This window comes from Corynebacterium choanae (assembly GCF_003813965.1).
GTDB lineage: Bacteria > Actinomycetota > Actinomycetes > Mycobacteriales > Mycobacteriaceae > Corynebacterium > Corynebacterium choanae.
In genome coordinates this window covers 2,245,110-2,260,011 of sequence record NZ_CP033896.1, presented here as the reverse complement: position 1 = coordinate 2,260,011, position 14,902 = coordinate 2,245,110, and the positions used below count along the sequence as shown (strand labels likewise).

Genomic DNA, 14,902 nt, shown 5'->3' with positions numbered 1-14,902 from the left:
CCTGCGCTATGTGTGATAGGTGCGGTGTGGGGTGGGAGGGTCGCGTAGGTGGTGTTCCACCAGCGATCGCTGGAACTGGGATGGCATAAAGAGCCTGGAACAGGGTCCGATGGTGCAACACCATTGTGCACGGCAATGTCTGTTGCAGTGTGCTCGTTATTTGCGGCGGCGTCGCGTGGCGCGGCTAACCAGTAGCCCGCCTGAAACTATGACACCGGCGGCAAGCCACGCCACCAGTGTCCAGCGTTTTACTTGTTGCCGTGGGGCGGCGTCGGTAGTTGCCGGTATCTCTGCGCTGTCGGCCGGCGAAGTTTTTGAAGATTGCGTGGTAGCGGTCGATGAGCCAGCCGACCCCGTCTGCGTGGTGGTGTCTTGTGCAGTGTGCCGCCTGGTGGTAGTCGATGCAGTGGTGGGAGTTTTGGTGCTGGGAGTTGTTGCGCGGGCAGTGTTCGTCCGTGCTGTTTGCCGTGCCGGATCAACAACAGGGATACGCAGTAACGCAGTGGCTGTTGATGCGAGAGCAGCGTTGTTGTCCCGCCGCGGGGAGCACATCACTGGCACCCACACATCCCCAACAAGTGGGGCAGTCGCGTGCAACAGCAGGGTTAACGCATTGTCCCGGTGGGCGAACTGTGCGGCCGTACCGGCAGTATTTACACCGATGACTACGGCGGCGGTGGACTCCGGGGTGAAGCGAACGTTCACTGGTGGGAACGACAGCTCCATTGTTCCTTGGCTCAGCGGTAGCGTGGCGCCCGCAGTCGACTCGCTGCCGCGGTGTGGTGATAACCCAATCGTGGCATTGTCCGCCCCGGCCATTCGCACAATCTGCCCGGTGGGGCGAGGATTGCCCTGATCGTCGACGACGAAGGCTTGCAAACCTGTAATGGTTCCAGACGGTTCGGCGGTGGATGCCTGAATTGATCGTGCACCGGTGAAGCGAACATCAACCTTGATGCGGCTGGCCTCTTGCAGCGCCCCCCGCAGGGGAAGTTTGCCTATGTCGATGCGCACCGGATGCACCACAAGAGTGACGGTTGCTTCTTTCCCGACCTCGAGTTGGCGGGGTGCAGTTATTGACACATACACCGGGTCAATGGTGGTGGTGAGATCACCGACGGCAATAGGTGATTGCGCCTGGCAGGTGAGTGGAAAAGAAACTCGTGTGGTCGCCGCGGTTGCGCCCGGCGCGGCACCCACAAGCAGCAGGGCAGCGGTCGCTACCGCAGCACTGCGACAAGCAAAACGATTCACTGGCGTATCCCGGGGTTCCTAGAGAAAGATTGGTGGCGTGAGGTAGCTGCAGCACCGGGCAGCGGTTCGCACGGTCGGCTACTGGTGGCGTGGTTGTCGACGCCGCTGCCAGCGGCTGAGCAGCAGCACTGCGATGACCACTAGTGTGACGACCACCCAGGCGGCTGTGCCGAGCAGGCGGGATGAACTGGTAAACGATGCCGCAGCCGGCTGGGTGTTTCCAGGGGAGGAGGGTGCTGATCTTGTTGCGGCTTCATTATTCGCAGTTGTGGTCGGCACCGGTGGGATGGTGCTTGTGGAGGAGTGTTTGGTGGGTGGATCGGTTGGTTCACCCGTCGGCGGGGTGGCCGGTGCCGGCGTCACTGTTCCGATGGAGGCAGTGGGTGCGGTGGCAAACCCTGCGTCGAGCAGTCGCTGCCCCTGCTCCCAGGCGCGACCTGCATCAATGGTGGTGTTTAACACCACGACAGCAAGTCGGCGGCCGTTGCGTTCTACCGCACCCGCATAGGTGTGCAAAGCATCATCGGTGTAACCTGTTTTCCCGCCGAGGGAACCCTCGTCGGAAAACAGCAACCCGTTGTCATTCCACACTTCAAACCCGGGATTGTCCCCGTAGCCGGGGAAGTTTACCGACTTGGTCGTAACCAGCCGCACAAACGCATTCGTTAACCAGGCTTTCCGATACACCAACGCCATATCGAAGGCGGTGGTCATCTGACCGGGGCCATCCAACCCGGAATAGTTCGCCACAAAAGTACCGGTTGTGCCTAGTTTCTTCGCCAGCGCATTGACTTTTCCATTCGCGGCCTGATCACCACCCAGCAGCTGCGCGAGGGCGTGCGCTGCATCATTGCCGGAACTCATCACCAGCCCGTGCAGCAAATCATCGACACTATAGACACCGCCGGCGCCAAGCCCCACCCGGGAGCCTTCCATGTCGGCATCGGCGCGGGTTGCCGTATAGCGGGTGGTGGGATCAAGCTCGTCGATCGCAACTAGCGCTAAGAGCACTTTAATAATGCTCGCTGGACGATATCGTCCATGTGGATCCTTCGCGGCAAGCACTGTGCCCCGATCAATATCAAACACAATCCACGATGCTGCAGTGAGCTCTTCTGGAACAGCAAACCCTGCAGCGGCGACAATATCGCAACTCTCCAGCCCCTTCCCGCCCGGGGTGTGAGCCGGCAGCGGCAGCGCGGCAGGGGAAGTCTGACCAGGTTTCGGCACTTCAGAAGTATCCACCGCCGGCGGCGGGCTGAACCGAAATGGGCACCGGGACGTATCCGGGGCAGCAGTACGAGTTGGCGGAGTAAACGCGCTAGCTGTCGGAAGTGAAACCGGAAGCAGGTTACCGGCCACCGCCAAGGCAAGCCCCACCAGCAGCGGCCGTACCGCAGAAACTGTCATGGTGAACAAGCCTAAAACACCGCCCTCTCCAATGCAGCCAGCAGGGTCGCCGACACAGCTATCAAGCGACACCAACCTTGCGGCACGTCACACCCCGCAGCCGGTTATTTACCACCGGCAACCCCGCGGAAACCCCACACCGCAAGGATCTGCCACTACGCTTACACACCATGAACCCCAGCAACAGCCCGCTTACTGCAAACTATCGCGAACAGATTCTTGCCGCGTTCACTCAAGCCTGCACCCACCCCGGCGAAGCCGACGAGCAGCACAACCTTTACACCGCCATGCCGAAAGTACTTCTCCACGATCATCTCGACGGGGGACTGCGGCCACAAACGCTCATCGACCTGAGCGCCGAATGCGGCTACACCAAACTCCCCAGCAGCGACGCGCACACCCTCGAAACGATCCTCCATGCGCAAGCAAACTCCGGATCCCTTGAGGAGTACCTTATCCCCTTCGGCCACACCACCGCGGTGATGCAAACCCCGGAAGCACTAACCCGCGTAATCACCGAAGCAATCGAAGACTTCGCCCGCCAACACATAATCTATGCAGAAATCCGGTTCGCCCCCGGACTGCATACCCGCGGCGGCATGACCTACGACGAAGTACTTCACGTCGCCAACACTGCTGTAGCCACGGCGTTAGCCGACCGTGCCGACAGTCAATGGGTAGGACTGCTCGTCTGCGGTATGCGGCAAGACCCCACCGATGTTCAACAAGCAGCACTCGCCACCGTGCGCGCTATGCGCCAACAAGCATCACCACAACTCGACGACAACCCCAGCTACACCGAGGTGCAACACATGACTCCGCGACTTGCACACGTCGTCGGATTCGACCTGGCCGGACCTGAACACGGATTCCTTCCCCACACCCACACTGCCGCACTCCAACTTATCCGCCGTTACGCAATACCGATGACGATGCACGCCGGCGAAGCCGCCGGAGTCGATTCCATCAAACAAGCCATCGACGCCGGTGCCGGCCGAATCGGCCACGGCTGTGCGATCTGCGACGACATACAGCCCACCAGCAACCCAACCAGCCCGTGGCAGCTAGGACCTCTTGCCCGCACCATTGAGCAGCGACGCATCCACATCGAATGCTGCCCAACCTCGAATCTCCAAACCGGGGCAGTCGACACACTGGACAATCATGTGCTGCCAACGCTGCTCGAAAACCACATCAGCGCCGGAATCAACACCGACAATCGACTTATCAGTGGTGTCACCCTCGCCAGCGAACTCGCCACCGCCGCCCACCACTTCACACTTTCACCGGCACAGATCATCGACATGCAGGCAGCAGCACTCGACGCTGCCTTCGGACCGGTTGCTGTAGTGGACCAACTCAGGAAACAATATCTCGAACCTGCCCGCGAAATCGTGGCAACGATCCAACGCTGACACGCGCCGCACAGATGGGAAAAGCCTGCCCCACAGCGCACCTGTTCCCCGGCAGTGCAACCATCGAAAACACCCCAGCATGATCGGGTGCAATCAGCGCCCGAACAGGCTGGGGTGTGCAATATTCCAGGAAACCAAGCCAACTTAGTGATCCCCCGAATTGTTGACTGACCGGCAGGTCACTGCAAACAACCAACGGTATCAACCGGGTGCCTTCCAGCACACAGATGAGCACCGGGTCGTGCAGCGATTATCCCCGGGGGTTAAAACTTGCTGAACCGTTTGGTGAGGTTTTCCTCCAGCAGATGCCAGCCGTCAGCTTCCTTGGTGTACGGAGCGGATGGACGATAGCCACCGGCAGCCCCCAACATGTAGGAAATGTATTGCTGCAGCTCTGGGTTAGCCACCAGCACCGAGTTCACTCCGTCGTCGCGCGCCCAGTCTGCTGCGTCAGCGAGCAGCTCGTAGGCTTGACGCATCTGTGTGGTGTCCACCGAATCCGGGCCGGCCGCAATATCTTGCGTCAAACCCTGGAAAGAATAAGCGTTATCCGGATGGACCATCGCCTCGAGGGTGCCATTGTTGACTTGCATCATGACATCCGGCCAGGTGGCAAGTTTCGCCAAGTCATGTTCGGAATGTTCAGCCAGCCATCGCACCATCGCTTTACGCGAGTTGAAGGTGTAGATCTCCCCGAAGTGACCGAGGAACACCGGCTGACCTGACACATAGGTGCGCAGGGTGTAAAGAATCTTGCCGTCGATAGAGATTTTCACCGGATCGATGCCGGCTTGCCCCCAAATCGATGCGTCATAAGGGTCAACGCTGCCAGCTGCCGCTTTCCGCTGTGCTTCGAGCTGCTCACGGGCTTCATCGGCGGCTTTCTGCGCAGTTTCTACCCGCTGTTGTGCAGCTGATTCTGTGTCGCTATCGATGGGATAAATCTCTACTGCTTCATCGATAGCATCGACGACACTATCCCAGTTGGAGAGAATCACCCGACCCACCGAGCTCCACTCGGCGGCACCGCCTTCGTCGGCATAGTGGTCGGCGCCTCGTTCCACATTGTTCAGCACAGAATAGGAAGCGAAGAAGGATTGCACTGTGGTCAGAGCCAACACGTCGCCGATGCTGCGTGCCACCTGGAAGGCTCGGGCAACCGCGGAAACATTCTCGTGTGACGGACGGTCGGCTAACAGCGCAGGAACCCCGATGAGATCGATGTTGCCGCCAATAGTGCCCGGGTTGACCCGCTGATCGCCGGTTGCTTGGAAGGCTTCCCAGCGTGGATGGTCGGCAAGATCATGATGTGGTTCGGTTTCCAGGAAGTGCAGCACTGCCCCGGGGCTGGTGAACATGGTCAGTGCATCACCCTTACCGAGAAATGCCTGCCATTCCTCGCCCCTGCTTTTCCAACTCGGAGCCCACAGGGTGTAGAAGTCGCCAGCTGTGAGCGACACCTGCAAAGGGATGATGTGATCTGGTCCATTGTGTGCCATGAGGGTAAATCCTAGCGGGGGCAAGCGTGAGAGTCATTTACCGGCTGCACTTTAGCCACAGTTGCAGGGGATCGCATCCCAGTTCATCCTCGCTGCATCCAAGCATGATATGAGGATAAAACACCAGCGTACGGGCAGAAAACGGAGATGTTTCGAAACATAAAATTCACAACTAAAAATCAGTGGTGTTCGACCAGCAGGGAAACCATGGCAGGCAACCGCAGTGTTCCTTGCAGCAAGGAAATACGTATCAGGTTGTTTTCCCTGACGAGTAGCATCACCGATCCCCGAGATCCCTGCCAAGGGTTGGCGAAGTGCAAGTTAGTGGCTCCAACAGGTAACGCTGAGTGTTGCACCCTGCAAGGAGAGGTGCCGGTGATTCTTGTACAGCCGACGACAACAGCGGGGCTATCCAGTGGGACGGAAACAGCCGTAAAACTTCATGCCGCTGTTGGTAGTACGCACTGGTGACACGCTAACCGGGTTACCTGCTTCCACGAGCTGCCCATTGCCGACATACATGGCCACATGTCCATCCCACACCAACAGATCACCGGGGATCATGGCATGGAACGCAACAGGACTGCCGACTGTTTGGTGCTGCGCAAGCCGTGGAATGTCGACACCTGCTTGCGCCCAAGCCCATTTGGTTAACCCGGAACAGTCAAGTCCTTTCCCCGGGGTATTCCCACCCCACTGGTAGGGAGTTCCAACTGCCGACAGCGCAGCATTTGCGGCCTGCTGTCCACGGCGTCGTTGCTCTTCAGTGGCAGTCCCTACAGCGGTGGGGCTACTGGTTGGAACATCAGCCGCCGACGCAGGAGTAACCATGGCAGCTAGTGGTTGCAGAGTTTGCGGCGGTATTGCTAAGGATCGCAGTAGCCCGGTTGGAACAGCAGTAAACCCGGCAGCCACCGGCGCGGCAATCGTGCGCAACGGTTCGTTTATCACCGAGGCCGCTTGGGTCAGTGCTGCGGTCGAAGCTTGATCGGTTGCAATCGGTGAATCAGGGACACGGAGTGCGCTACGAACAGCAACGGCAGCAGCAAGGGCGGTGTCAGTATTGACATCCGGGATCGGGATGCCTTTTGCGTGATGATTGCGCAACAGTGCTGCTATGTCCTGGCATTCTGTTTGGACTTGTCGTAAAGCGATAGTCAGCGGTGTCAGCGTTTCATGGAATTGGTGTTCTATGGCGGCCACTGTTTCCGCAGCGGTCGCGGCGACGGTGCGCAGTAACTCAGCCACTGGGAACATCGAACCATAGATCGTGTGCAAACCCTGGATGTGCGCAACCTGTTGGTTAAGTTTGTCGGCGAGCCGATCTAGGCTGCTAATGAACACGGCGAGGTGATCGTGACAGCCAGCATTGATGTGGTTGATTTGGTCGCCGACTTCTTGCAGTCGTGTACACGCGGCTGTAAGCAGGGTTGGTTCGGCACCTGTCATGTGTGCAAGCGTTGCCGCTTCCTGCGGCAGGGAAGGGAAGTCCACTGCCGGTAGCTGTGTATTTGCGGCCTGCTGTCCTATCGCGGTGATAAGCGATGTGACCTCGGCGATTGGATCTATCGTCGGCGGCAATTCGCTCACCATTCCTGTCGAATAAATTCGTGCTGGCTAGCTGCTGTGCGATCAAATGATTCTGCAAGGTGTGCATCGAGCTGTGTGGCGGTGGCCATAAAATTGTCCATGTAGTCAACGGTGTCCGTTACTACCGCTGCACATTGGTCGATTACTTGCTGATAGTCCCGCATTGCTTCCTGGTGGGCGGCGCCAAACAGTCCGGTGACCTCTGTCATTGTCGGTGGGGCTGCCCCGGCAAGACTGCTCAAGGTTGCGGCATAGTCGCGTAAAACGGTCAAACACTGTGCCGCGAGTTGTTCGTCGAGGGCTAACTGCTGGGCATATGCTGTCGCAGGCTGCTGATTGTGCTGCATTGTGGTCATAGTTTCGTATGACTTTGCACCTTGGGTGTTCGGTTCCGGGGGAAACGTTTTAGACTTAATAACTATGCAGATCCATATCGTCACCCATCCGCTGGCCGCTTCCCGCTTGACCATCATGCGCGATAAGCGCACCGACAATGTTGGTTTCCGCGCCGCCCTCGCTGATCTCGGCGCAATGCTTGTTTATGAGGCATCCCGTGGACTTGCCGTAGAAACATTTGACTGTGCCACCCCGGTGGCAGTTGCTACCGGCAGCCGGTTGAAAAACCCTCCAATTATTGTGCCGGTGATTCGCGCCGGGTTGGGAATGGTTGATCCGGCGTTGTCGATGATCCCTGATGCACAGGTTGGGTTTATTGGCCTTGCCCGCGACGAGGAAACCCATGAACCGGTTCCGTATTTAGAGGCGCTTCCAAAGGATCTCAGCGGGCGGAGTGTGTTTGTAATCGATCCGATGTTGGCCACCGGAGGCTCAATGCTGCATGCGCTGCGGCTGCTGCATGAGCGGGGTGCTACGGATATCACAGCAGTGTGTATGGTCAGTGCCCAGGCGGGGGTTGACGCCTTGGAAAAATCTGGTCTTCCAGTCCGTTTGGTGACTGCGACGATCGACCCGGATTTGAACGAGGACGCCTATATTGTTCCAGGGTTAGGCGATGCCGGCGACCGGCTGTATGGTCCACGCAATATTGATCTGCACTAGGTTTCAGCCTGCGCAGGAGACTGGCACTGGCTTTAATTAACGCACCGGCACGCCCTGCATATCTCGGTTTGTTTCCGGTTGTCGGCACAGCACCGCATAGTGGCGCCTCCAGCGGCTTCACCGGCCGGCTGGTCGGCGGCAAGCCCATTGCAGCGTTCCTGCGTCGATTGGAACGCGGCGGACAGTTCTTGCGGTGGGATACAACCACAACACACCGCTAAGTCACCTGCACAGGTTGACTGGTGGGGCGCCTGTTTGCGCCATTGGCCGATGAGTACCTAACCGGTTGTTGACCGGTTTGGGCTGTGAACAGCTGGAAGCCGAATGATGGATCCTACCCAGTATTGTGGTGGGATACACTTCCGACTGGTTTCTTACAGCTGTCTGCCACCGGGTTGCTGCTGGTGTTGCCTGCTTGACTATTCGATCGGCAAATCACTTCATTATTCGACACAACGGAAATGCTTGGGGAGACATGCAATTACAGGCGCATATTAACCGTTGGCTCGCCGCCCACGGCGAAGAGATGGTGCAATGGCGACGGCATCTTCACGCGCATCCAGAGTTGTCCCACATGGAGCATTCCACCACGGATTTTATCGCCACTACATTGCAAACCCATGGGCTTGCGGTCACCCGGTTCCCGGGAACAGGGTTGATGGTCGATATCGGTCCGGCTAGCGGTGATCGAATTGCGATCAGGGCTGATATTGATGCATTACCGATTACGGAAGCCAGTGGAGAACCGTTTACCAGCACAGTTGCTGGAGTGATGCACGCCTGCGGCCATGATCTGCACACAGCCATTGTGATGGGACTTGCCTGCGCGTTAGCAGATGCGCCTCTCACGCAGCCGGTTCGTTGCATCTTCCAACCAGCAGAAGAAGTCATGGACGGCGGGGCGCCACAGGTGATTTCGTGGGGTGCACTCGATGATGTGGCTGCGATTTTTGCTGCCCATGCGGAACCGAAGCTGCGAACCGGAACCATTGGGCTGCGCACCGGTGCGATCACTTCAGCGTCGGATGTGCTTGAGGTGAAAGTTCATGGACCGGGTGGGCACACTTCCCGGCCGCAAATTACCGCCGACGTGGTGTATGCGCTTTCTAGTGTGGTGACACAATTGCCGGCGCTATTGTCCCGCCGCATTGATCCGCGGACAGGTACTGTACTTGTTTTTGGCACGATAAACGCCGGTTATGCGGCAAATGCGATCCCGGAATCGGGAAGTATTTCAGGTACGGTTCGGACAGCCGATATCGCCACTTGGCGCACAATTGAGCAAACAGTTCGACAACTGATTGCTGACATTCTTGCCCCTACTGGCGTCACTCACGAGGTGGTGTACACCAAGGGGGTGCCACCAGTGGTGAACGATGAGGTGGCGACCGCATTTTTTGCTCATGCGGCAACCAGTATTGACCCGCATGCGGTGGTGCAGGCACCACAGTCGTCAGGTGGGGAGGATTTCTCCTGGTATTTAGAGCATGTGCCTGGGTCGATGGCGCGGTTAGGGTGCTGGAACGGGCAAGGCGAAAAACCGGATCTTCACCGGGCTGATCTGGTAGTTGATGAGCGTGCACTCGAGGTTGGGGTGCGACTATTTGGATCTGTTGTGGCGGCATGGGATGCAGGCTGGGTGCCGACTTTGCAACCTGCTCAACCGTAGCGACACGACACATCGTCGATGCCACACCGGCGGCACCTAGCAGGCAAATGCATGCTGGAACGTTTCGCCAGCAGAATGGGTTGCTGTAGCTACCTGCTTGGCTCGCCGTAGCAGGATTTTCCGGTGTGTAGCAGCGGTGCTGTCACGACAACAGTGACTTGTCATCTGGCCTCGTGGGGATCGAAGACTCACACTGTCACCCCACTTGGTGTCCGATTCTGCTCGGTTGGGGGTGGGGTGGGGTAGAGTGAGGGACAGTGCTGTGCGCCCATGGACGGTACTGCGTCAGGGATAGATAAACTTCCTGCTTCGCGGCGACAGGTTGGCGCCAGTAGCAATTTGCAACAACAACGATTAGCAGCGAGTTTTCATCTCAACAATCACAGTCGACCGTTTTCTTCGATTGGTTTCGAGCAGTTCATGCCGCAGCCCTAGCCATCTGGGGTGCCGGACAGCTGTGGGCAGGCTAAGAAGAAGGTGACGGTGAGGCTGGTGAAAAACCGCAACGTGGAGTGAACAACCAGTGTCGAGAAGAATTGTCATTATCGGTGGCGGGCCAGCCGGCTATGAGGCAGCCCTTGCCGGTCGGAAATATGGTGCCGAAATTACGCTCGTCGAGGAACAGGGTCTCGGTGGGTCGGCGGTGATTTTCGACTGTGTCCCGTCGAAGTCGTTTATTGCCGCAACCGGTATTAAAACGGATCTGCGGCGCGCTGATGACATGGGCTTTGACAAGTCCGGCACCGGCGATTTGCTGCATTTGCATGAAATTAATGAGCGGGTGAAAGCGCTGGCCAGCGACCAGTCGCAGGATATTTACCAGCAGATGGAAGATGCCGGGGTGCGGCTTGTGAAAGGACGTGCCCGGTTTGACGACTATAACCACAAACAGACCACGCACTATATTGCGGTTTCCAAGCCGGATGAGTCGGAAGAGATCATCGAATGTGATCTGGTGCTGGTGGCAACAGGTGCTTCGCCGCGTATTCTGCCTGGTGCGAAACCTGATGGGGAACGTATTCTTACCTGGCGACAGGTGTATGACATTGAAGATGTGCCAGAGCATCTCATCGTTGTCGGTTCAGGGGTAACCGGTGCTGAGTTTGTTTCTGCTTTTGCCGAACTTGGGGTGAAGGTGACGATGGTTGCCTCCCGCGACCGGATTTTGCCTCACGATGATGCTGATGCGGCTGACACGTTGGAGGCGGTACTTAGCGAACGGGGTGTGTCTCTGGAGAAACATGCCCGGGTTGATTCGGTGGTGCGCACCGAAGACGGGCAGGGGGTGATTGTTCGCACCGCTGATGGGCGAGAAATCGCTGGTTCTCATGCGCTAATTACGGTTGGTTCGATTCCGAATACGCAGGGGCTAGGACTTGAGTCTGTGGGGGTGGAAACCACGCCGAGCGGCCACATTAAAGTCGACCGCGTTTCGCGGACGAATATTCAAGGGGTGTATGCCGCTGGTGACTGCACCGATTTGTTCCCGCTCGCCTCGGTTGCCGCGATGCAGGGTCGTATTGCGATGTATCACGCCTTAGGTGAGGGGGTCAGCCCGATTCGGTTGAAGACCGTGGCTACTGCTGTATTTACCCGCCCGGAGATCGCGGCTGTTGGGGTCACCCAGGCAGAGATCGACAATGGGGATGTGATTGCGCGGACGATTACGCTGCCGTTGAAAACGAATGCGCGGGCGAAGATGCGGTCGCTGCGGCATGGGTTTGTGAAGATTTTCTGTCGGAAGTCTTCCGGCTTGGTGATCGGTGGTGTGGTGGTGGCTCCAACTGCTAGTGAGCTGATCACCCCGATTGCGGTGGCGGTCGATAACGCGCTGACGGTTGAGGATTTGGCCAGCACGTTTGCGGTCTATCCGTCGCTGTCAGGTTCTATCACTGAAGCTGCCCGGCGTTTGGTTGCCCCTGACGATTTGGGCTAGTTCACAACTGCAGACGCTGTTACTTGGGTAACCCCAGCAGCTTACCTGCGCACAGGTTGCGTTCTCTTCGCTATCAGGCGTCAAGAACAGTCAAGTGTTAGGTACCAGGGCATCTGTGTTGCCACTAGTGGCCGCGGTGACGCAGTGGATGCTGCGCTGCCGTGGCAGCTGCGACACTGGCACTGCACGGGGAGTCCAACCAGGTTGCCAAATGTACCCCCAGTAGCCAAGAGCAAAAAGATAGCCCGCCAAGCACCCGGTATGGGGAAGCTTGGCGGGCTATGGGGTTATCTAGTCTGTGCGACAGAGAGACGATGGTTTACTCGTCGCCGGAACCACGGGCAGCCAGTTCGCTATCGAGGAACAGCACCGCGGAGCCGTTGTCGCCTGCGATCTCTAGGCGGTCGACGATTTCACCGACTGAGGCTTCTTCTTCGATTTGCTCGGCCAGGAACTGATCCAGCAGTGGGCGGGAATCCCAGTCACGCTCGTCATAAGACAGCGTGGTGAGGTCACGGATCATGCCGGAGACTTTCTTCTCATGCTCCAGGGAAGCTTTGAAGCAGTCGAGGGCGGTGCTGCAATCCAGTTTGATCGGGCCGATGTTGCCGATTGCTGGCATATGACCCCGGTCGAGCAGATGCTGGGAGAACGCCGCCGCGTGGGTGAGTTCTTCATCGGACTGGGCTTTCATCCAGTCGCGCATGCCGGCGAGGCCGAGATCATCAAGAATGTAGGACAATTGCAAGTACACCATGGCTGCTTCCAGCTCGGCGGTGACTTGACGGTTCATTGCTTCAGCAAGTTGTTCAGGAATTCGCATGGCACTCATGCTAACGACGAATACCACGTCTCGCACCACAATGCAGGCTATCCAAACCTGCCGGATAGGCGCCATTTTTTCAGGTCTTCGCGACGCTGCGCGATGGCTTGGCGGCAGGCAATCTTGCCCCTTGAAGGAGTCTTGCTGTGGGTGGCGAGTGTCACAAAACCGTCATCGAACTGCGATAACGTGAAGTGATGAAAAACAGTTAGATAAGTATTGAATACCTATGAATTAGATGCTGGTAAAAACCAAATAGGGATGGTGACAGATCGGGAGCGTCGGCGGGGGAGTGGTCAAGACCTCGATATGTGACGAAGAACACAGCTTAGGCGGGTGATTTGGGGCTCGTCTGACGGCGATTGGCTTCCGGCATCGTGCTGACCGGAAGACCCGGCAGGTAGCCACCACCAATCCCAGATGTCCAGCTGCTGCACCAGGTGTGGGCTTTTCTTTAGCTGCAGAGTTCGAAGATTGAAAACCGTCACGCATCATGTGCTGCTCAACAAAACCGATCGGGCTTGCTGCTCACAAGTTCGGCGATGGCTCAAACAGCGCAGCGAATGTCACCATTTCGGTGACGAATGTGTTTCGGCGTGATTGCTCTGCCTACAAAAGAGGGTGAAACCTTCCGGATTCAGGGGGTGTAAGCAGCGGCAATCCGGATAGTGACGGGGACGTTGTTCGCCCTGATGTCAGTCTCACTAGGATGAGAAGATCACTGCCAGATGCGGTGTGTTCAGTCGCCAACCAGAACCATCGCCTCTGCTCGATGTCCACCACGATCCACACCATAGAAGGGGTCAGCCGCCATGGTGAAACACTGTCCGCCGACCACCCCAGCACATCGGGAACGCCACCCGGAAGCAAAAGACTGCCCGATTGCGGCGATCAACTGGAACACCATCCCGGATGAAAAAGACCTAGAAGTCTGGGATCGGCTCACCGGCAACTTCTGGCTACCGGAAAAGGTTCCGCTGTCCAACGACATCAAAAGCTGGAACACCCTCAATGAGCTTGAACAAGAAACCACGATGCGGGTGTTCACCGGCTTGACGATGCTCGACACCATTCAGGGAACCGTCGGTGCTGTCAGCCTCATTCCCGATGCGCTCACGCCGCACGAGGAAGCCGTGTACACCAACATTGCGTTTATGGAGTCGGTGCATGCGAAAAGCTACTCGTCGATCTTTATGACGCTCGCCTCCACGCAGGAGATCAATGAAGCGTTTCGCTGGTCGGAGGAAAATGAAGCGCTCCAGCGCAAAGCAGATATCATCTTGAGCTACTACGAGGGCGACGTGCCGCTGAAGCGCAAAGTCGCTTCCACGTTGCTGGAATCCTTCCTGTTCTACTCCGGGTTCTATCTGCCGATGTACTGGTCGGCGCACGCGAAGCTGACGAACACTGCCGATGTTATTCGCCTGATTATCCGTGACGAAGCAGTGCACGGGTACTATATCGGCTACAAATATCAAAAAGGCCTTGAGCAGCTCACTGACGCCGAGCGGGATGAGCTCAAGGAGTACACCTACGGTCTGCTTTACGAGCTCTACGAAAACGAGATCGGCTACACCGAAGACCTTTATGATGGTCTCGGATGGACTGAAGATGTCAAGCGATTCCTGCGATATAACGCCAACAAAGCGTTGAACAACCTTGGCTATGAGGCACTCTTCCCGGCCGATGAGTGCAAAGTCTCCCCGGCTATTCTCTCTGCGCTGAGTCCGAGCGCTGATGAGAACCACGACTTCTTCTCCGGCTCTGGTTCCTCCTATGTGATTGGCAAAGCCGAGTCGACCGAGGATGACGACTGGGACTTCTAACTCCTCTAGGGATTGAAAACGCAGCAAGGCGCCGTCTGCACTGTGCAGGCGGCGCCGTTTTGCGCTGTGGCTGAATCAAAAGTGATTATCTAATACCTTTAAGTAATCTCAAATGCTCATCATTTTGCGCCGGCATCTGTGGTGTCTGTCACTGTTTGCGCGAACGATTTGCTGTGCTGACCTGGGAAAATACCGCCCTCGTCGACAAGTGGGTTGGTTCGAAGTTGGGTTAACCCGACATAGAGAATTTGCTGCGCACCCCTGTATAAAAAGCTGTGTGTTCTGTAGGTGATAGCTTAGAATCATGGAATTTTCTGCCTGCTGGCAGAAAAACCCCATTCCCGGACCGGCTCACAGTGAGGAAATCATGTTGGAACCTAGAGTCCCCCAATCAGCTCAACGGTCAAAAGATCTCAGTAGG

Annotated in this window: 11 protein-coding genes; 5 read left to right on the top strand and 6 right to left on the bottom strand. The window is 57.2% G+C overall.

Features of this window, described 5'->3' with window-relative positions; all coding sequences use genetic code 11:
* Positions 1–156: 156 nt before the first annotated feature.
* Positions 157–1,254, bottom strand: a complete 1,098-nt coding sequence (locus CCHOA_RS08160) for a hypothetical protein (RefSeq protein WP_123929253.1) — start codon at positions 1,252–1,254, stop codon at positions 157–159.
* A 78-nt stretch (positions 1,255–1,332) separates the two neighbouring features.
* A complete protein-coding gene (locus CCHOA_RS08155; RefSeq protein WP_123929250.1) occupies positions 1,333–2,664 on the bottom strand; it encodes a D-alanyl-D-alanine carboxypeptidase family protein in 1,332 nt (443 codons plus the stop codon).
* A gap of 170 nt (positions 2,665–2,834) precedes the next feature.
* Between CCHOA_RS08155 and CCHOA_RS08150 the strand changes: the two genes are divergently transcribed.
* Complete coding sequence (locus tag CCHOA_RS08150) at positions 2,835–4,079, top strand: adenosine deaminase family protein (protein WP_123929247.1); 1,245 nt, start codon at positions 2,835–2,837, stop codon at positions 4,077–4,079.
* A 263-nt stretch (positions 4,080–4,342) separates the two neighbouring features.
* On the opposite strand, the gene CCHOA_RS08145 is transcribed toward CCHOA_RS08150, so the two are convergent.
* From CCHOA_RS08145 to CCHOA_RS08135, 3 genes are all read right to left on the bottom strand, one after another.
* Positions 4,343–5,578, bottom strand: a complete 1,236-nt coding sequence (locus tag CCHOA_RS08145; protein WP_123929245.1) for a hypothetical protein — start codon at positions 5,576–5,578, stop codon at positions 4,343–4,345.
* Positions 5,579–5,986: 408 nt separating this feature from the next.
* Positions 5,987–7,171: a C40 family peptidase gene (locus CCHOA_RS08140; protein WP_245992117.1), complete on the bottom strand. Its 1,185-nt coding sequence runs from the start codon at positions 7,169–7,171 to the stop codon at positions 5,987–5,989.
* Positions 7,165–7,524, bottom strand: a complete 360-nt coding sequence (locus tag CCHOA_RS08135; RefSeq protein ID WP_123929242.1) for a hypothetical protein — start codon at positions 7,522–7,524, stop codon at positions 7,165–7,167. Before CCHOA_RS08135 ends, CCHOA_RS08140 begins: the two co-directional genes overlap by 7 nt.
* Positions 7,525–7,588: 64 nt before the next feature.
* Between CCHOA_RS08135 and upp the strand changes: the two genes are divergently transcribed.
* From upp to CCHOA_RS08120, 3 genes are all read left to right on the top strand, one after another.
* The gene (gene upp, locus CCHOA_RS08130) at positions 7,589–8,227 is read left to right on the top strand and encodes a uracil phosphoribosyltransferase (protein ID WP_123929239.1); all 639 of its coding nucleotides are present in this window, start codon (positions 7,589–7,591) and stop codon (positions 8,225–8,227) included.
* A 475-nt stretch (positions 8,228–8,702) separates the two neighbouring features.
* Positions 8,703–9,896 carry an amidohydrolase gene (locus CCHOA_RS08125; RefSeq protein ID WP_123929237.1) on the top strand — a complete coding sequence of 398 codons (1,194 nt, stop codon included), beginning with the start codon at positions 8,703–8,705 and terminating at the stop codon, positions 9,894–9,896.
* Between the two features lie 523 nt (positions 9,897–10,419).
* Positions 10,420–11,832 (top strand): NAD(P)H-quinone dehydrogenase, encoded by a 1,413-nt coding sequence (locus tag CCHOA_RS08120; RefSeq protein WP_123929234.1) that lies wholly within the window; start codon positions 10,420–10,422, stop codon positions 11,830–11,832.
* 319 nt (positions 11,833–12,151) lie between these two features.
* Here CCHOA_RS08120 and CCHOA_RS08115 read toward each other — a convergent pair whose 3' ends face one another.
* Positions 12,152–12,655, bottom strand: coding sequence for a ferritin (locus CCHOA_RS08115; RefSeq protein WP_123931072.1), 504 nt, complete (start codon positions 12,653–12,655; stop codon positions 12,152–12,154).
* Between the two features lie 812 nt (positions 12,656–13,467).
* Between CCHOA_RS08115 and nrdF the strand changes: the two genes are divergently transcribed.
* On the top strand, positions 13,468–14,481 hold the full coding sequence (gene nrdF / locus CCHOA_RS08110) for a class 1b ribonucleoside-diphosphate reductase subunit beta (RefSeq protein WP_123929231.1): 1,014 nt from the start codon (positions 13,468–13,470) through the stop codon (positions 14,479–14,481).
* Positions 14,482–14,902: the final 421 nt, after the last annotated feature.

Bases quoted from the DNA above. Each gene is read 5' to 3' on its own strand.
- CCHOA_RS08155 (WP_123929250.1), bottom strand. From the start codon at position 2,664: ATGACAGTTTCTGCGGTACGGCCGCTGCTGGTGGGGCTTGCCTTGGCG.
- CCHOA_RS08150 (WP_123929247.1), top strand. From the start codon at position 2,835: ATGAACCCCAGCAACAGCCCGCTTACTGCAAACTATCGCGAACAGATT.
- CCHOA_RS08145 (WP_123929245.1), bottom strand. From the start codon at position 5,578: ATGGCACACAATGGACCAGATCACATCATCCCTTTGCAGGTGTCGCTC.
- CCHOA_RS08140 (WP_245992117.1), bottom strand. From the start codon at position 7,171: ATGGTGAGCGAATTGCCGCCGACGATAGATCCAATCGCCGAGGTCACA.
- CCHOA_RS08135 (WP_123929242.1), bottom strand. From the start codon at position 7,524: ATGACCACAATGCAGCACAATCAGCAGCCTGCGACAGCATATGCCCAG.
- upp (WP_123929239.1), top strand. From the start codon at position 7,589: ATGCAGATCCATATCGTCACCCATCCGCTGGCCGCTTCCCGCTTGACC.
- CCHOA_RS08125 (WP_123929237.1), top strand. From the start codon at position 8,703: ATGCAATTACAGGCGCATATTAACCGTTGGCTCGCCGCCCACGGCGAA.
- CCHOA_RS08115 (WP_123931072.1), bottom strand. From the start codon at position 12,655: ATGCGAATTCCTGAACAACTTGCTGAAGCAATGAACCGTCAAGTCACC.
- nrdF (WP_123929231.1), top strand. From the start codon at position 13,468: ATGGTGAAACACTGTCCGCCGACCACCCCAGCACATCGGGAACGCCAC.